This window comes from Burkholderia sp. Bp8986 (genome assembly GCF_003854225.1).
Lineage (GTDB): Bacteria > Pseudomonadota > Gammaproteobacteria > Burkholderiales > Burkholderiaceae > Burkholderia.
The window spans coordinates 153,523-171,423 of the sequence record NZ_QTQM01000010.1; the positions used below are offsets into that span (position 1 = coordinate 153,523).

Annotated in this window: 16 protein-coding genes; 11 read left to right on the forward strand and 5 right to left on the reverse strand. The window is 65.8% G+C overall.

Going from position 1 to position 17,901, the window contains the following annotated elements; translation table 11 throughout:
• Window positions 1–5 precede the first annotated feature (5 nt).
• The 3 genes from DID99_RS12650 (at window position 6) to DID99_RS12660 (ending at window position 4,332) form a co-directional block, all read left to right on the forward strand.
• Entirely contained in the window at window positions 6–1,457 is a 1,452-nt protein-coding gene (locus DID99_RS12650; protein ID WP_124666835.1) for an aldehyde dehydrogenase, read from the forward strand.
• A gap of 262 nt (window positions 1,458–1,719) precedes the next feature.
• Entirely contained in the window at window positions 1,720–3,066 is a 1,347-nt protein-coding gene (locus tag DID99_RS12655; RefSeq protein ID WP_124666836.1) for an MFS transporter, read from the forward strand.
• 93 nt (window positions 3,067–3,159) lie between these two features.
• Window positions 3,160–4,332: an alpha-hydroxy-acid oxidizing protein gene (locus tag DID99_RS12660; RefSeq protein ID WP_124666837.1), complete on the forward strand. Its 1,173-nt coding sequence runs from the start codon at window positions 3,160–3,162 to the stop codon at window positions 4,330–4,332.
• 115 nt (window positions 4,333–4,447) lie between these two features.
• Here the strand turns inward: DID99_RS12660 and DID99_RS37245 are convergent, their stop codons facing one another.
• The 4 genes from DID99_RS37245 to DID99_RS12680 all read right to left on the reverse strand — a co-directional run bounded on the left by DID99_RS37245 (window position 4,448) and on the right by DID99_RS12680 (window position 8,354).
• Entirely contained in the window at window positions 4,448–4,642 is a 195-nt protein-coding gene (locus DID99_RS37245) for a hypothetical protein (RefSeq protein WP_185733767.1), read from the reverse strand.
• Window positions 4,643–4,679: 37 nt separating this feature from the next.
• Window positions 4,680–6,140 (reverse strand): MmgE/PrpD family protein, encoded by a 1,461-nt coding sequence (locus DID99_RS12670; RefSeq protein ID WP_124666839.1) that lies wholly within the window; start codon window positions 6,138–6,140, stop codon window positions 4,680–4,682.
• Between the two features lie 45 nt (window positions 6,141–6,185).
• On the reverse strand, window positions 6,186–7,268 hold the full coding sequence (locus DID99_RS12675) for a porin (protein ID WP_124666840.1): 1,083 nt from the start codon (window positions 7,266–7,268) through the stop codon (window positions 6,186–6,188).
• 183 nt (window positions 7,269–7,451) lie between these two features.
• Window positions 7,452–8,354, reverse strand: a complete 903-nt coding sequence (locus tag DID99_RS12680) for a CoA ester lyase (protein WP_124666841.1) — start codon at window positions 8,352–8,354, stop codon at window positions 7,452–7,454.
• A 228-nt stretch (window positions 8,355–8,582) separates the two neighbouring features.
• On the opposite strand from DID99_RS12680, the gene DID99_RS12685 reads away from it, so the two are divergent.
• From DID99_RS12685 to DID99_RS12705, 5 genes are all read left to right on the forward strand, one after another.
• The gene (locus DID99_RS12685) at window positions 8,583–9,347 is read left to right on the forward strand and encodes an IclR family transcriptional regulator (protein ID WP_185500287.1); all 765 of its coding nucleotides are present in this window, start codon (window positions 8,583–8,585) and stop codon (window positions 9,345–9,347) included.
• 73 nt (window positions 9,348–9,420) lie between these two features.
• Window positions 9,421–10,701: a CaiB/BaiF CoA-transferase family protein gene (locus tag DID99_RS12690; RefSeq protein ID WP_124484796.1), complete on the forward strand. Its 1,281-nt coding sequence runs from the start codon at window positions 9,421–9,423 to the stop codon at window positions 10,699–10,701.
• Between the two features lie 66 nt (window positions 10,702–10,767).
• Window positions 10,768–11,787: a cyclase family protein gene (locus tag DID99_RS12695; RefSeq protein ID WP_124666842.1), complete on the forward strand. Its 1,020-nt coding sequence runs from the start codon at window positions 10,768–10,770 to the stop codon at window positions 11,785–11,787.
• An 82-nt stretch (window positions 11,788–11,869) separates the two neighbouring features.
• Entirely contained in the window at window positions 11,870–13,357 is a 1,488-nt protein-coding gene (locus DID99_RS12700) for an MFS transporter (RefSeq protein WP_124666843.1), read from the forward strand.
• Window positions 13,357–13,581: a hypothetical protein gene (locus DID99_RS12705; protein WP_124666844.1), complete on the forward strand. Its 225-nt coding sequence runs from the start codon at window positions 13,357–13,359 to the stop codon at window positions 13,579–13,581. The genes DID99_RS12700 and DID99_RS12705 overlap by 1 nt, the downstream gene beginning before the upstream one ends.
• A 48-nt stretch (window positions 13,582–13,629) precedes the next feature.
• On the opposite strand, the gene DID99_RS12710 is transcribed toward DID99_RS12705, so the two are convergent.
• A complete protein-coding gene (locus tag DID99_RS12710) occupies window positions 13,630–14,448 on the reverse strand; it encodes a response regulator transcription factor (RefSeq protein WP_124666845.1) in 819 nt (272 codons plus the stop codon).
• Between the two features lie 178 nt (window positions 14,449–14,626).
• On the opposite strand from DID99_RS12710, the gene DID99_RS12715 reads away from it, so the two are divergent.
• The 3 genes from DID99_RS12715 to DID99_RS12725 all read left to right on the forward strand — a co-directional run bounded on the left by DID99_RS12715 (window position 14,627) and on the right by DID99_RS12725 (window position 17,676).
• On the forward strand, window positions 14,627–15,472 hold the full coding sequence (locus DID99_RS12715; protein ID WP_124666846.1) for a carbon-nitrogen hydrolase family protein: 846 nt from the start codon (window positions 14,627–14,629) through the stop codon (window positions 15,470–15,472).
• A 127-nt stretch (window positions 15,473–15,599) separates the two neighbouring features.
• The gene (locus tag DID99_RS12720) at window positions 15,600–16,940 is read left to right on the forward strand and encodes an APC family permease (protein WP_124666847.1); all 1,341 of its coding nucleotides are present in this window, start codon (window positions 15,600–15,602) and stop codon (window positions 16,938–16,940) included.
• 139 nt (window positions 16,941–17,079) lie between these two features.
• Window positions 17,080–17,676, forward strand: coding sequence for a plasmid pRiA4b ORF-3 family protein (locus DID99_RS12725; RefSeq protein ID WP_124484802.1), 597 nt, complete (start codon window positions 17,080–17,082; stop codon window positions 17,674–17,676).
• The last annotated feature ends 225 nt before the right edge of the window (window positions 17,677–17,901 follow it).

A 17,901-nucleotide genomic window follows, 5' to 3' on the forward strand; every position in this document is an offset into this window, starting at 1 on the left:
CGGCTATGAATCAGGTATCGATGTTGATCAACGGCGAGCGCACGATGGCTCGCGATGGGGCGACATTCGAGCGCCGCAATCCGCTCGATGGCACGGTTGCATCGACCGCACCCGCCGCGACCGTCGCCGATGCACAGGCCGCGGTGCACGCTGCCGCCGCCGCTTTTCCCGCTTGGTCGGCGATGGGACCCGGCGAGCGACGCGCATTGCTGAATCGAGCCGCAGATGCGCTCGAAGAAAAGCGCGACGCTTTCGCGCTGGCAATGGCAACCGAAACGGGCGCGTCCCGCCTGTGGGCCGATTTCAACGTCAAGCTTGCGGCCGACGGATTGCGCGAAGCTGCTGCGATGATCACGCAGATTTCGGGCGAAGTGATTCCGTCGGACGTGCCCGGCAATCTCGCGCTCGGGGTTCGGCAGGCCGCCGGCGTCGTGCTCGGGATCGCACCGTGGAACGCGCCCGTCATCCTCGGCGTGCGTGCCATCGCGTTGCCGCTGGCTTGCGGCAATACCGTCGTGCTCAAGGGTTCGGAAATTTGCCCCGCGACCCACGGCCTCATCATCGAGGCGTTGCAGGACGCCGGGCTGCCGCGCGGCGTCGTGAACTTCGTCACGAATGCGCCGGCGAATGCCGGCGCCATTGTCGAAGCGCTCATTGCCGAGCCCGCGGTCAGACGGGTGAACTTCACGGGCTCGACCCGCGTCGGCCGCATCATCGCCACCCAGTGCGCGAAGTTTCTGAAGCCCTCGGTACTCGAGCTCGGCGGAAAGGCTCCGTTTCTTGTTCTTCACGATGCCGATATCGACGCTGCGGTTCAAGGCGCGGCATTCGGGGCGTTCGCAAATTCCGGTCAGATCTGCATGTCCACCGAACGCATCGTCGTCGACACGAACATCGCCGACGAATTCGTCGCGCGCCTGGCCGAAAAGGCGAAGAGCCTGCCGCTTGGCGATCCGAGAAAGGGCCCGGCCGTACTCGGCTCCGTTGTAGACATGGCGACCGTCAGGAAGTGCAACGACCTGATCGACGACGCGCTGGCGAAAGGTGCGACGTTGGTCTGCGGAGGAAAATCCGAGACCACGCTCATGCCGGCCACGCTGCTCGATCACGTCACGGCCGACATGCGTATCTACCGGGAGGAGTCGTTCGGGCCGGTCAAGGCGATCGTCCGCGTCGAGGGAGACGAAGCGGCCATCGCATGCGCGAACGACAACGAATATGGTCTGTCGGCGGCAGTCTTCAGCCGTGACGTCGCGCGTGCGTTGACGGTAGCGAAGCGTATCGAGTCCGGGCTTTGCCACGTCAATGGGCCGACGGTTCACGACGAGGCGCAAATGCCGTTTGGCGGGATGAAGTCCAGTGGTTTCGGGCACTTCGGCGGCAAGGCGGGAATCGCGGAATTTACCGATTTGCGCTGGATCACCGTGCAAACGACGGCTCGTCACTATCCGTTCTGATGGTTGCCACGGTCGGGGCGCGTCTTGTTCGCGACGGACGAGACGCGCCGCTGGATCGTGGGCGCGAACAAAACAACAACCCTGTACCGGTGAGTAGCCTTCGCTCCTGTAACGACGAGCGATCGGCTTAAGGAGACTGCAATGCCTATTGTCAATTTTGAGTGGTCGCTCGATCGCACCCAGTTGGAGTCGGGCCATCACGTCGGAACACGGATTACCCAGGCCGGCGATTCAGGCTTCACTGCTCTGGTCGGGGGGCGAAATGAACGATCGTAATCCCGGTCTGCCGATCGTAGACATAGGCCGCACCCTTGATGACGGACCGTTCTCGGCGTTTCAGCGAATGGTCGTCTTTCTCGCCGCGTTCGCGATCGTGATGGATGGCTTCGATGGGCAACTCATCGGGTTCGCGATTCCCAGCTTGATCAAGGAATGGGGCATTACGCGCAACGCATTTGCGCCCGCCGTTGCTGCCGGCCTCGTAGGCATGGGTATCGGTAGCGCGTTCGCCGGCCTTTTCGCGGACAGGTTCGGTCGGCGCTGGGCCATTATTGGAAGCGTGCTGGTATTTGGCCTGGCGACGAGTTCGATTGCGCTATCGCCTGACGTCATGACCATTGCAATCCTGCGCTTCTTCGCGGGACTGGGTATCGGTGGTGCGCTGCCAAGCGCGACGACCATGACGGCGGAATTTACGCCGGCTCGCCGGCGGACGCTCGCAGTCACCGCAACCATCGTGTGCGTACCGCTGGGGGGCATGCTTGCGGGACTGTTCGCGAGCGTCGTGCTTCCTCACTATGGCTGGCGGGGACTTTTTCTCATCGGCGGCACGCTTCCCGTGGCACTGGCGTTCCTGCTGTATCTCGCCATGCCGGAATCGCCCCGTTATCTTGTCCGCCATGACGAACGCTGGAACGAACTGCGTCACCTGCTGACCCGCATGTCCCGCTCGATTCAGCCGGACGCCGTGTTCGCCGATCAGAAGGAACAGAAAGCGATACCGCGTCCGGGCTTTCGTGCTCTGTTCGCGGACGATCAAGGCCGTGACACGATTGCAATCTGGATCGCTTTCTTCATGAACCTGATCGCGGTCTACAGCGCATTCAGCTGGCTGCCGACGATGCTTGCAGGCGAGGGGCTCAGCCCTTCGGTGGCAGGTTCGGGCCTGACCGCCTACAACCTGGGGGGCGTCATCGGCGCACTGGGCTGCGCAGTGGCAATCGGCCGGTTCGGGTCACGCTGGCCTTTGCTCGTGTGCTGCCTGATGGCATCCGCGAGCGCGCTTTTCCTGCGCGGTATCGACGTCTCTGCCCACACGACGTTGCTTGTGTTCGGAATTGGTTTGCACGGCCTCTTCGTGAATGCAGTTCAGTCGACGATGTATGCCCTTTGCGCCTACGTCTACCCGACCGAGATACGCGCGACCGGGACCGCATCCGCGCTTGCATTCGGGCGGCTCGGAGCGATTCTCAGCGCGTTCGCCGGGGCATTCGTGATCACGCAGGGGGGAGCGTCCGCGTACCTGGGCATGCTTGGTGGGGCGATGTCGATGGTCTTTATCTGCCTGATGATCGTGCGTCGTCATGTTCCGCCCGTCAATCGCGCCTGACCTCAGGCTCCAGCTTGACAGAGGCGCGCGAATCCGGACTCCAGCGCGCCTCGTGTTCTTCGCATCACGATCTACTCCGACAGTACGTCAATCATGACAACAGGATTTCCCGGCATTTTCTCCGTCAGCGACTATCGTGACGAAGCCAGACGGCGGCTGCCACGAATGGTGTTCGACTACCTGGAAGGCGCGGCGGACGATGAATCGGGACTGAGGCACAACCGTTCGGCGTTCGATAAATTGCAGTTGTTGCCGCGCCGGCTGTCGGATGTCAGCATACGAGAGCAGTCGGTGGAACTTTTAGGCCAGCGGATTCCATCACCGCTGGTGATCGCACCAACGGGTCTCAATAGCGCATTCTGGCCCAAGGGCGACCTCGCACTTGCGCGTGCGGCGGCCAAGGCCGGTATTCCCTTTGCGCTATCGACGGCTTCCAACATGTCCATCGAAGAGGTGGCAAAAGGAGCCGACGGAGAACTGTGGTTTCAACTGTATGTGGTTCATCGCAACCTCGCGAAGAGCCTGGTCAATCGTGCCCGCGCGGCTCGCTATTCGACCTTGATCCTCACCACCGATGTAGCGGTCAACGGTTTTCGCCAACGCGATCTTCGCAACGGCTTTGCCATGCCGTTCAAGGCAAGTGCGCGCGCGGCCGTCGATGGACTGTCGCACCCGCGTTGGCTTTGGTCCTATCTGATGCACGGCATGCCGGAGTTGAGAAATTTCGCTACGGACGAGGCATCGGACACGGCCTCCCAGGCAGCGATTCTTCGCAGACAGATGGATGCGAGCTTCAGTTGGGACGACCTGCGCCGTTTGCGGGACGAATGGCCTGGCAAACTCCTAGTCAAGGGCATCGTGACGGCCGACGATGCCGCGCGGTGCGTCGAACTCGGCGCGGACGGCGTGATCGTTTCGAACCACGGCGGCCGGCAGCTCGCCGACCTGCCCGCGACAGCCGATGTGCTGCCGGATATTGTCGAGCGCACCTCGGGAACGACTGTCATTCTCGACAGTGGGATACGGACAGGAGCTGACGTCGTCAAGGCGATCGCCTTGGGGGCACATGCCGTGATGCTCGGGCGCGCCACGTTATACGGGTTGGCAGCCAGAGGGGAAATCGGCGTGAGCGACGTCATCGAGATGATCAAACGGGAAACAGACCGGACGCTCGCCCTCATCGGTTGCCGCTCGGTCGGGGAGCTCGATCGCAGCTACATTTCGAAGCGAACGACAATACCAATTGATGGGTTGTCGTTGCCTTGATGGGTCGATCGGAATCAGTATTAAGTTTCTGCATTTCGACGACGCCGGCACGCGACGTCGCCGCGCGGCCGCGCCTGACCCTGCCCGCGGCCGATGCCGAATGCTGTCCGAACGTCTACAGGTACCGGTCGAGTGTCTTCAGGATGCCCGTCTCGAAGGTTTCCGTCGGCTTCCATCTAAGCGGAAACAGCTCGAAGCCGGCACGCAGCGCGCTCGCGCCGCGCGTCTGCTGCAGGTAAAGGCTCGGCAGGACGCGCACGCGTGGCTGCGCGGTCGCATCGTCGAGGTCGCGCAAGCGCTCGAGCGGCATGGCGTCGCGGCGGAGGCTTAGGGTTCGGTCACGCGGCTCAGCCTACGACGAGCAGCGGCGGCAGCGTCGCGACGTCGGGCTGCTCGTCGAGCCGCCACAGGTAATCGAGCGCCGCGCGGATCTGCGTCGGGCTCCAGTGCCGCCGGCAGTTCTTCGCGAACTTCGCCTCGTAGTCGTCGCGCCGCATCGGCCGCGTCGGCGAGCCGGGCAGCTCGTCCACCTGCTTCGCGCAGGTCGTGCCGTCTTCGCACACGGCCGTCACCCGGTTCGGCGCCTGCGCCGGATAGCGGGCGGTCAGCGCCGGGTCCTCCTGCACCGTGACCCGCTCGATCAGCGCGCGCAGCGCCGGATCGTGCAGCGCGTCGTGCCGGTAGCTCTCGGTCGTGATGTCACCGTCGAGCATCGCGCGCGCGACGATGTACGGCAGGCTGTGATCGGCGGTCTCGTGGGTCGACGGCGCCCATTTTTCGCGGTCGCGGCCGGCGGTCACGTAGCCGACCGCGGTGGTGTGGATCTCGATGCGTCGGATGCGGCGCAGGTCGCCGACCTGCGCTGCGACGTCGAGCGCGGCCGGAATCGCGGTTTGGGTGAGTCCTTGCGCGGGATAGAACTTCACGAAGCACTTGCCGATCCGGAACGCGCCGTCGCGCCCGCCGAATTCGCGCGTGTCGACGGCGAACGGCCCGGACACCTGCGGAAAGAACCCCGCCATGCCTTCGAAGATCGGCGCGGGGCCGGTCAGCCCCGCGCGCGCGAGCTGCGTCGAGAACACCGCGTTGCGCGCCGCGTCCGCATCGGCGAGCGCCTTCCAGTTCGACAGCTGCTGGACGCGCGTCTGGTTCAGCGCGAGATGGCTGTTGATCGACAGGTTGACCGCCTGCACCAGTTGCGGCGCGGGCATGCGCATCAGCTTGCCGGCGGCGAGCGCGACGGCGGGCAGGCTGTAGCACGTGTGGTCCCAGCCGCGCGGGCTGATCGCGGCGGCATCCATCAGCCGGCACGCGATCTCGTACGCGATCGCGATCGACAGGATCAGGTCGTGGCCGCTCGCATGCTGCGCTTCGGCGACGGCGAGGCACGCGGACATGTTGTCGCTCGGATGGCCGGTTTCCTTGCCGGCGTACGCGTCGTTGAAATCGTAGTAGCGCAGCGCGGTGCCGGTCGCGAACGCGGCGAGATCGGGGCTCGTGCGTCGGTTCGTGCCGACGATCGTCGACACGCCGTCCGGCGACGCGAGCGCCGCGTCGCGCGCGATCCGCACCGGGCGTTCGTCGTGCGCGGCGATCGCGCAGCCGAGCGCGTCGATCAGATGCGCCTTGATCGTCTCGATCGTCGCGGCGTCGAGGTCGCGATACTGCAGCCCGGCCGCGTAGTCGGCGAGCTGTTGCGCGAGATCGGGGCGGCCGGCGGCCGCCGGCAGCGAGACGGCGCGGGCACGGGCGAGTGGTAGCGCGAGCGCGGCGCCGGTCAGCGTGGAAAGAAAGTGGCGGCGGTTCATGGTTTGAAGACTCCGAAGGTTCCTGAAAGGGCGAGAGAGGCAGGCTCAGAACAGCTTGCGCAGGCCGAGCGCCACGCCCGCGCTGCCGGCGCGGTCGGCGGCCAGCGTGTAGTGGAGGAAGTTGTAGTTGTAGTTGTCGAAATCGAGCGCGGCGCGGCGCGCGTAGCCGCCCGCGAGGTACAGCGTGACGGATTTCGACAGCAAGTAGTTCAGCTGCAGCGTGACCTGCTGCGGGTTGGCCGGGTGCGGTGCGCTCGCCTGCGCGTCCGGCGGATTCTGCGCACGGATGTCCTCGTAATAGAACGCGCCGAGCGCCTGCAGGTAAGGGGTGATCATGTAGCGCACGCCCGCCCACCAGAACGTGTAGTTCGTCACGACCGACCGCGTGGCGACGCCGCTCTGTCCGTGCGTGACGCCGGCCAGCAGCTGCGCGCGGTCGACGGACACGATCGCGGCGGCGGCGTAGCGGCGGAAATGCGCGAAGCCGCCAGGCTGCGGCGTGTTGACGTTGTCGAATGCGGCGGCGAACGAGAATGCGGCGCCGGCATAATCGAAGCCGGCGCCGTAGGCGGCATTCGCCTGGAACGCGCCGGGCGTGCCGCCGAACGAATAGTGCGTTTCGAGCGTCAGCGAGCCGATCTTCGCCAGGTACTTGGCGACGTTGTTCTCGCGGAAGTTGACGCCGACGATCGCGCCGGCCGGCTCGTACAGCGTCGAGTACGCGCCCGTCGGAGAATAGCGCTCCATGACGTCGAACAGCGTCGAATACTGGTGGCCGAGCCGCAGCGTGCCCCAGCGCTCGTGCTGCAGCCCGATCCACGCGGAGCGGTCGAAGCCGCCCGCGCCGGTGCCGGTACCGTTGTTCAGGTTGATGCCGCTTTCGAGCCGGAATGCGGCCTGCCAGCTGCCGCCGAGATCCTCGACGCCCTTCAGGCCCCAGCGCGAGCCGCTCTTGCCGCCCGACGCCATCCGCACGAGCGATGCCGACGACTTGTCGCCGGGCGCGGCCTGGTGGGTGAGGAATTCCGTATAGACGTCGGCCACGCCGTACAGCGTGATCGTGGTTTGCGCGCAGGCGCCGGCCGATACGAGGCCCAGTCCGCACAATGCGGACATTCGCTTGCCCATGGCTAGTCTCCTTCGAGGGTTTGTTGTTTGTTTGATTGCGGCGCCGCGCTGGTCGAGCGGCGCGGCGGTGCTGCGGGCGGCGCTATCCGGGCCGGGCAGCGAACCGGCTGCGTCGCGGCGGGACGCACGCGCGACGTGCGCATGTGCCGGGGTGAAGCACGGCGATGCAGGGCGGCGCGTGCATCACCGGGGCGCGCCGTCGTCACGCGCCTGCACGGCCGCGTGACGCGCGAGCACGCGCTTCGCGCGGGCGACGCCGGGCGCGTCGACCATCCTGCCGTCGACGCGCAGCGCGCCGCGCCCGTTCGCGCGCGCGTCGTCGTAGGCGGCCAGCACCGCATTCGCGTCGCGCACCGCGTCTTCGTCGGGACGGAACGCGCGGTTGAGCGCGCCGACCTGCAGCGGATGGACGCAGGTCGCGCCCGCATAGCCGAGCTCCGCGGACGCGCGCGCGACGCGCTCGAACGCGTCGAGATCGCGTAGCTCGTCGAGGCCGCCGATGAGGCCGAGCGGCAGGACGCCGGCGGCGCGCGCGGCGATGATCAGCAGTTGCTTCGGCACGCGCAGCACGTCGGCGCTCGCGGCGCTTTCGCAGTTCAGCGCGAAGTCGCCGCCGCCCAGCATCATCGCGACGACGCGCGGCGATGCCTGCGCGATCCGGTCCATCGCCTGGAACGCGCGCGGCGTTTCGACGATCGCGACGATCCGCGTGCGGCCCGGCGGCGCGCCGCTTTCCTCTTCGAGCGCGGCCAGCAGTTCGTCGATCGCCTCGACGTGCGAGCCGCCGCGCACCTTCGGCAGCACGACGCCGTCCACGCCGGCCCGGACGGCCGCGCGCAGGTCTGGCACCAGCAGGTCGAGCGGGCCGTTGGCGCGCACCAGCACGTCGCGGCCCGGCGCGCGCAACGCCGGCACGGCATCGGCCAGCCCGTCGCGGGCGGCCTCCTTGCATGCTGGCGGGACGCTGTCCTCGAGATCGAGGATCAGGGCATCGGCGTCGCTCGCGGCAGCCGAAGCGACGAAACGGGGGACGTGGGCGGGGACGTACAGCAGCGAGCGCCAGACCGGTTGAGACGAGAATTCCATCGATGATCCACGAAAATGAAAGCCGCTTTCATTTTTGTGGCGGATGATGGCATTCGTCAAGATTATCGTTAACGCCTAGTTTTCAAGGGGATTTTCGGAAATTACGAGCGAGTGAATCTGTGTTGATTCATGTTGCTGTCGTCGACGATCTGCGTATAATGAAAGCAACTTTCATTTTTAGATGCCGGCCGCAGCAGCACGACTCGGCCGGCATCGCACGAGGTGGACATGAGCAAGATGGAGACAAGCAATCCCGCAGAGGGCGGCGTGGCCGCGGTCAACCGCGCGCTGACCGCGCTGCTGGCGTTCGGCAACGCGCCCGGCGGGCTGATGCTCGCGCAGGTCAGCGAGGAAACGGGGCTCAACATGAGCACGCTGTTGCGGATGTTCGAGTCGCTCGAGCAGTTCCGCTTCATCAAGCGCCTGCCGGATGGGCGCTACGTGCTGGGGCCCGCCGTGTTCCAGCTCGGGATGATGTATCGCGAGTCGTTTCAGCTGCGCGAGTACGTGATGCCGATCCTGTCGACGCTGTCGGCGGAAACCGGTGAGACGGCCGCGTTCTACGTGCGCGAAGGGGATCAGCGTGTGTGCCTGTTCCGCATCCAGGCGCAGCGCTCGGTGCGCACGCACCTGCGCGAAGGCGACCGCTTTCCGCTCGACGTCGGCGCGGCCGGGCGCGTGCTGCTCGCGTTCAGCGGCACGCGCGGCGGCGACTACGAGAAGACGGCCGAGCAGGGCTACGCGGTGTCGATCGCCGAGCGCGACCCGGAAAGCGCGGCGATCGCGTGCCCGGCGTTCGGCGTCGGACGCGTGCTGAGCGGCGCGATCTCGCTCGGCGTGCCGCGCTATCGCTTCAACAAGAAGGTGCTGGCCGACTACCTGCCGCGCGTGCAGGCGGCCGCCGCCGAGCTGACGCGTGCGCTGGGCGGCGATCTGCCCGCCGCGGGCGCGGCGTTTCGCGCAGCCGACCAGCTCGGCGCGCTGCTCGAGTAGCGCCGGCGCGCGGCCGAGCGCGCGCACTTCGAAGTCCGCATCGAACGACTCACCCACCAACCAGGAGACCAGCATGTTCGTTCCCGACCCGCAGGCCGCTCACGCGGCCGGCGCGCGCCGTCGCGCGTCCACCGGCCCGATCCATCCGAAACCGTTCGACGCCGGCGCGCGGGGGCCGCTCGCGGGCGTGCGCGTCGTCGATCTGTCGCGCCTGATGGCGGGCAACATGCTGAGCGTGCAGCTCGCCGATTTCGGGGCGGATGTCGTCAAGGTCGAGAGCGAGCGCGGCGATACGCTGCGCGCGGTCGGCGCGGGCGGGATCAGCACGAACTGGAAGGTGTACGGACGCAACAAGCGCAGCGTGTGCGTCGACCTGCGCGCGCCCGAGGGGATCGACATCGTCCGCCGGCTGGTGCGCGACGCGGACGTGTTCGTCGAGAGCTTCAAGCCCGGCGTCGCCGAAAAGATGGGGCTCGGCCCGGACGACCTGCTCGCGATCCGTCCCGAGCTGGTGATCGCGCGGATCTCCGGCTGGGGGCAGACGGGGCCGTACCGCCACAAGCCGGGCTTCGGCACGCTCGCGGAAGGGTATGCGGGGTTCGCGGCGATCAACGGCTTCGCCGATCGCGAGCCGGTGTTGCCGCCGATGTTCCTCGGCGACATGACGGCCGGGTTGTCCGGCGCGATCGCCGTGCTGGTCGCGCTGCATGCGCGCGCCGCGCACGGCGCGGCGGGGCAGGTGATCGACGTGTCGCTGTTCGAGCCGCTGCTGTCGATCCTCGGGCCGGCTGCAGCGAACTACGTGATGACCGGCGAGATCAAGGCGCGCACCGGCAGCCGCTCGTCGAACACCGCGCCGCGCAACGCGTATCGCACGCGCGACGGCAAGTGGCTGTGCCTGTCGAGCTCGACGCAGGCGATGGCCGAGCGGCTGTTCCGCGCGATCGGCCGAGCGGACCTGATCGACGATCCGCGCTACGCGACCAACGTGCAGCGCGTGCAGCACGCGGAGGCGCTCGATGCGATCGTCGGCGAATTCATCGCCGTGCGCGATCTCGATGCCAATCTCGCGTTCTTCGAGGAAGCAGGCGTGACGGTCGGGCCGATCCAGGACATCGCGCAGATCGTTCAGGATCACTACGTGATCGAGCGCGAGGCCCTCGTCGAGCTGCCGGACGACGACGTCGGCAGCCTGCCGATGCACAACATCACGCCGCGCCTGTCGGCCACGCCCGGCGCGTTCCGCCGGCCTGCACCAGCACTCGGCGAGAACAATCGCGAGATCCTGCTGCCGCTGCTCGGCGAACGCGAATACGAGCGGCTCGCCGGGCTGGGCGTGATCCGCACGCGCTAGGCGCGCCGTGCGAGGCGGCCGCGAACGACGGCCGCCGCACCCTGGACATTGCATGGAGGAGACACCATGAAGCCACGCTGGACCCATCGGCCGCCCGGCTCGAACTGGGGGGATTTCGGCCCTGACGATCAGAAAGGGCGCTTGAACTGGCTGACGCCCGACGCGGTGCTGCGCGGCGTCGCGGAGGTGCGTGAAGGCCGCGTGTTCTCGCTGAGCCTGCCGCTCGACGTGCCGCGCGGCGGCGGACTGAACGCGCGGCGCCGGCCGCCGGCGATCATGCCGGCGCTGCACGGCGACAAGCCGTACTTCGGCTATCGGGCGGACGAACAGGTTGCCAACGCAACCGATGTGGTTTGCGACGATTCGTTCTGCATGCACTCGCAGTTCTCGACGCAGTGGGATGCACTGTCGCACGTCGGCTCGCTGTTCGATCCGGCGGGCAACGGCGAGCGCGCCCGCGTGTTCTACAACGGCTACCGGATGGACGAGCACATCCGGGTGCCCGAAGCGGGTGCGCCGCGCGGCGGTGCGCGCGCGCTCGGCATCGAGGTGATGGCGCAAACCGGCGTGCAGGGGCGCGGCGTGATGGTCGACCTGCGCCGCCACTTCGGCGACGAGCGGCGCAAGATCGGCTACGCGGAATGGATGTCGGTACTGCGCGCGGACGATGTGGTCGTCGAGCGCGGCGACATCGTATGCGTGCATACGGGCTTCGCCGATCGCCTGATCGAAGCCGACGCGCTCGGCGAGCCCGCCGCGCCGGACGTGTGCTGCGTGCTCGACGGCAACGATCCGCGCCTGCTCGAATGGATCGACGCATCGGGGCTCGCCGCGCTCGCGGCGGACAACCATGCGGTCGAGGAGCGCCCGCGCCATGCGTCGGCGCGCGAGCGGCCCGGCGCGCTGATGCCGCTGCACGAGCTGTGCCTGTTCAAGCTCGGCATTCATCTCGGCGAGCTGTGGCATCTGACGCCGCTCGCCGACTGGCTGCGCGCGCATCGGCGCAACCGCTTCCTGCTGACCGCGCCGCCGCTGCACCTGCGCGGGCTCGTCGGGTCGCCGGTCAATCCGGTCGCCACCGTATGAACGCCGGCGCCGCGCGCACCCGCGCCGGCGCCCTGTCCGCCGCTTCGCGCAGACCGCGCGGGCGGATCACCGAGGAATCGCCATGTCCCATTCCCATGCGGCGTCGATCGCCGCGCGCATCGACCGCCTGCCCGCGACGGCCAGCATCTGGACGCTCGTGATGTTCCTGAGCGTCGGCGGTTTTTTCGAGATCTACGACCTGTTCCAGATGACCTACCTGCCGCCCGGGCTGATCCGCGACGGCATCTTTCACGCGGGCTCGCACGGCGTGCTCGGCATGTCGGACCAGGGCGCACTCGGCGCGGCGACGTTCGCCGGGCTGTTTGTCGGCGAGATGTTCGTGTCGCGCCTCGCGGACCGCATCGGACGGCGCGCGCTGTTCACCGGTGCGCTGCTGCTCTACACGGCGGCAAGCCTTGCGATGTGCGTGCAGACGCATGCGCTCGGCATTCTCGTATGCCGCTTCGTCGCGGGCTGCGGCATCGGCGCGGAGCTGATCACGATCGGCGCGTTCCTGACCGAGCTGGTGCCGAAAGCAGTGCGCGGGCGTGCGTTCGCGCTGTGCTTCGCGATCGGCTATCTCGCGATGCCGGTGCTCGCGCTGGTGTCGTGGCTATGGGTGCCGCGCGATCCGCTCGGGGTGTCCGGGTGGCGCTGGGTCGTGCTGCTCGGCGGCAGCGGCGCGGTCGTCGTCTGGTGGCTGCAGTCGCGGCTGCCGGAGTCGCCGCGCTGGCTTGCCAGCACCGGCCGCGAGGCCGACGCCGAAGCCGTGCTCCAGCGGCTCGAGCAGGCGGTCGAGCGGGAATCCGGCCGGCCGCTGCCTGCGGTCCGGATGCCGGCCGTCGCAACGCCGGCCGCGCGGCGCGCGCCGTCGATGTGGGATGCGCGGCATCGCGGCCGCACGGCGATGCTGATCGTATTCAACGCATTCCTGAGCATCGGCTTCTTCGGCTTCAGCCAGTGGCTGCCGACGCTGCTGGCCGCGCAGGGCGCGAGCGTCACGAAGAGCCTCTGGTATGCGTTCGTGATCGCGTTCGCGTATCCGGTGTCGCCGTTCGTTGCCGGCGTGCTCGCTGACCGCATCGAGCGCAAGTGGCTGATCGTCGCGTCGGCGTTCGGCGTCGCGCTGTTCGGCACCGCGTTCGCGATGTCGGCGCAGGCACCATTCGTGATCGCGTTCGGCCTGCTCGTCACGCTGTCCAACACGGTGCTCGCGAGCAACGGCACCGCGTACCAGTCGGAAGTGTTTCCGACCGAGATCCGCGGGCGCGCGCTCGGCTTCGTGCATTCGATCGGCCGCCTGACCGGAATCGCGAGCAGCTTCATCGTCGCGCTGCTGCTCGAGCGCGCCGGGGTGTCCGCAGTGTTCGTGCTGATCGGCGGCAGCATGCTGATCGTGATGGTGTCGATCGGTGTGTTCGGGCCGTACACCAACAACCGGGCGCTGGATGAGATCACCGGCCGCAGCGACGATGGCGCCGAGAACGCGGCGGCGGTGCGCGGGCTCGCCGCATTGCCGACTCGGCGTGTCGATGGGCGGCATAAAGGAGCCGGGGATGGGGCGGTGTAATGGCACCGGCAGCAACGGGGCAAGGCGCGGATTCGAACGGTTTCAAGACGGCAGACACCGTCGGCGTAGTCGATCGAGCGGCGCCGCGTCGTGACAGGATTGCCCGGTTCAAAAATGCATGGCAAGGCAATGCCATTTATCCCGGGAGCCGGAATTCGCGTCCATCACGAATCTCCGGCATCAATCTGGATGCACGTGATTCCATGCTCACCGGCGAAACCTGAAGCGGCAGCGCGCCTGCCGGTATTCGTGCCGTGACACCGAGACGCGAATCACGCAGATTCGCCGGATCTGCCCCGATCGTAGAACATCGCGAACAATTCGGATTGCGATCCGACACCAAGCTTCGCGTAAATGTGCTTCTTGTGCGCACGCACGGTCTCGAACGAAATCGACAGCTTTTCCCCGATCGCGCGAGACGAAAATCCGCTCAATGACAGCATCGCGACTTCGATTTCGCGCGTGGTCAACGCGCCGCGCCCGCTCTTTCCGGTCAGCATCCCGAAGCGCGCCTGCGGGTCGGGCGCTTCGCCTTCGGTCACGCGCGGCGCATCCTTGATCGCGAACGTCTCGAAGCGCAAGCGCTGCTGCATCAACGACAGGACCCAGGGCGTGTACAGCGTGAGCAACGCAATCTCGCGATCGTCGTACTTGCTCATCTTGCCGAGCGAAAAGCCCAATGTGTGATCGCGATCGATCATGACGTTGAAATGCACTTCGTCGCCGACGATGTTTTTCCTGAAGTACCGCTGGTAGTACTCGGTCATCCGGAAATTGTCCGGCGCGACGTCGGCGAGCGTGTAGAAGCCCGACGCCTGCGTTTCGAACGCGGCGAGATAGAACGGATCGAGTTGATAGAGAGCGGCCAGATAGTCCTGAAACATCAGGTCGACCTTGCCGTCGGGCATGGCCTGCTCGCCAAGCACGAGAGGCGGCGCGGCGCGTGCGAAACGCAGCGCGACCCAGTTGTCGAACTCGAGATGCCGCTCGAGCACACGCGTGAGGCGTGCCCAGAAATGCGGGCCATCGAGGGCGTCGATGGCCGAGCCAATCTCCCGATGAAAAGCGAGATCTCGCCATTCGAAGTCCATCGTGTGCTCCGGTGAGGGTAACCCTGGCGGGGAATTTCAGGTCAAAAATAATAACCCGATAATCGGCCTCACTTCGACAGGCAGGGGTACACGGCCTGTTTCGCTCGACCGCGCGTCGTATCAGAAGGGCAGGGCAGACGACGCGCCGATGAAAGGCTATTGGAAGGAGACGGTTTTCATGCAGGTAGAACTCGCGCAACTCTCGCTGATCGACGGCGACGTCGCGCACAACACGCGCAAGGTGATCGACACGATCGGGCGCGTCGACGTGGCAGGCGGCACGAAACTGATCGTGTTCCCCGAGACGACGTTGTCGGGCTTTCCGACCCGGGACAATGTCGCCGAAGTCGCACAGACGCTCGATGGCCCCGGATTATCCGCGGTACGCGACGCGGCACGACAAAAGGGCGTCGCTGTCGCCGTGGGCCTCGCCGAGCGCGACGGCAACCGGTTTTACAACACCACGGTACTTGTCGACGAGCAGGGCGACATTGTGCTGCGCTATCGCAAGACGCATCTGTGGGCATCGGATGTCGGTGTCTTCACGCCGGGTGACCGCTTCGCGACGTGCATCTGGAACGGCCTGACGGTCGGTCTGCTGATCTGCTACGACATCGAATTTCCCGAAACGGCGCGAGCCGTCGGCGCGCTCGATGCCGATCTGCTGATCGTCACGAACGGCAACATGGACCCGTTCGGCCCGGTGCATCGCCGCGCGATCGCGGCACGCGCGATGGAAAACCAGATGTTCGCGGTGATGGTGAACCGTTGCGGGGCCGGCGACGACAATCTGACGTTCGCAGGCCTTTCCGCGCTCGTCGATCCGTTCGGCGAAACCGCGCTGGAACTGGGCAGGGACGAGGCGGTCGTGCTGGCGAACCTCGATCTCACGCGTCTCGAAGCGAGCCGCGAACACTACAACTACCTGCACGACACACGTGTGGCGCTTGATCTCGCGCCGCTCGAGCAGTCGGACGGCCATCGCGCATTCATGATCGAAGCGCGTTGTCAGCGCGGCGAATAATCCGGTTTCGCAGTCCGTTCACGGCATCGCGCGGGCGTCATGCGTCGCCCGGGCGTGCCCGTTCAATCGAAATGTCGGCCGAAGGCACACAGGCATTCGCATCGGCCCCGAAGGTCCAGGAGATAACATGCAAGCGTCGTCATCCCATGAATCGCCGAGCCTGAAGCGCACGCTCGGCCTGCCGTCCGTGCTGCTGTTCGGCCTCGCCTATATGGCGCCGCTGATCGTCTACGGTACCTACGGCGTGCTCGCCAAGGCCAGCGACGACACGGCCGCGCTCGCCTATCTGCTTGCGCTGATCGCCATCGCGTTCACCGCGCTCAGCTACGGCAAGCTCGCCAGGCTCTATCCGACTGCAGGTTCTGCCTATACGTACACGCGCAAGACGTTCAACCCGCACCTCGGCTTCATGATCGGCTGGGCGACGCTGCTCGACTATTTCTTCCTGCCGATGGTGATCTGGTTGATCGGCGCTGCATATCTGAACGCCGCCTTTCCACATGTGCCGACCTGGATCTGGATCGTCGCGTTCATCGTATTGACGAGCGGCTTGAACATCGTCGGTATCGAACTGGCTGCGCGCTTCAATATCGTGCTGATGATCGTGCAGCTCGCGATCGTCGTGATGTTCGTGGCGCTGTGCTGGCACTACGCGTCAGCCGCGGCCGGGCCGGGCGGCATCGCGATGGCGGAGCCGTTCTTCAAGCCGCACGTGCCGTTCGGCGTGACGATGGCGGGCGCCGCGATCGCTGCGTATTCGTACCTCGGCTTCGACGCGGTGTCGACGCTGACCGAGGAAACGATCGAGCCGAAAAAGAACATGCCGCGTGCGATCTTGCTGATTGCGCTGATCGGTGGGGCGATCTTCGTGATAGCGGCATACACGATGCAGCTCGCGCACCCGGGCGTCGAATTCAAGGACACGGATTCAGCCGCGTTCGAGGTCGCGAAGATGATCGGCGGCGATGTGTTCGTCACCGTATTCCTCGCGGGTCTGATCCTCGCCCAATTCGCGTCGGGGATTTCCGCGCAAGCGAGCGTCGGCCGACTCCTCTATGCGATGGGGCGCGACGAAATCCTGCCGAAACGCGTATTCGGATTCATTCACCCGCGCTTCAAGACACCGGCGATCAACATCGCGCTGGCGGGCGTGGTCGGCCTGATCGCGCTGAAGCTGGACGTCGCCACGTCGACGTCGTTCATCAACTTCGGCGCGTTCCTTGCCTTTACGGCCGTCAATCTGTGCGTGATTCGCCTGTATCTGTCGGGCAATCATGGCGAACGCCGGATCGGGGTGTTCGGCGGGCTCGTGTTCCCGGTGATCGGCGCGGTGTCCGATATCTGGCTGCTCGTGAGTCTCGAGAAGGCGGCACTGGTCCTCGGCATCGCGTGGTTCGTGCTCGGGCTGGTATATCTGTGCTGGATTACGCGGCTGTTTCGTCAGGCGCCGCCGGAAGTGCCGATTTGATCGAGGTGAGGCGGGCTGCAGTGCGGTTGCTATGCGCGGATGCTTCGCGTCCCTTCCAGCGTCGGCGATCCTACAGTGCTTGCTTCAGGTGACCATTGCGAGGCAATAATAGTGCAGGTTCGCGTTCTGAGGAGATCGAATGCCGAAATCGTTCCCGCGCTTCACCCTCAAAGTGGCGCTTCAGCACATCGATCCGCCCGTCTGGCGTCAGATCGAAGTCGAAGGAACTGAATCGCTGCGCAAGCTGCATCACATTCTGCAAGCAGCTTTCGGATGGGAAGACACGCATCTTCACGACTTCCTGATCGATGGCATGACCTACGCCATGTTCGAGATCGATGATGTGGTGGACTTTGCTGACTCGGGCACGACTGCAGATGACCGAAAGGTTCGTCTGCAGGCGGTCCTGAAGCCAGGTTCGCGCTTCGTTTACCGATACGACTTCGGGGACGGCTGGAATCACAGCGTCGTCGTCGAGAAGATGGAAACGATCGAGGGCCAACCTTGGGGAGAAGCCCAAGTCATTGGCGGCGCCCGTGCTTGTCCGCCGGAGGACGTTGGCGGTCCATCCGGCTATGAGGCGTTCCTGAATACGCTATCCAACGATCCGGACAGTGAAAAGGCAGAGCGTTACCGAAACTGGATCGGGTCCGGCTTCGACGCGGAATTGTTCGATTTGCGCGCTGCCAATGCAGCGCTGTTGCGCATGGCTTCCAACCGTTGGGGCAATCGGTAACTCAAACTGCGTCAAGACTCTGGACGGCATGAAGACGAGCTGATGGACTTCATGACTCTAACGAGACCGCAGTATGCCGATAGAACCTTAGTGTTGAGCTGAAGCGGCTGATCTTCGGCGCGGGACGCAACACCGCCAAATGCACCAGTGTCGTAGCCATTTCAAGATGTCGGGGCACCAGCCAGATAGAAATGTCCGGTTTTAAGGTTGGTTGGCTGCGTCTCT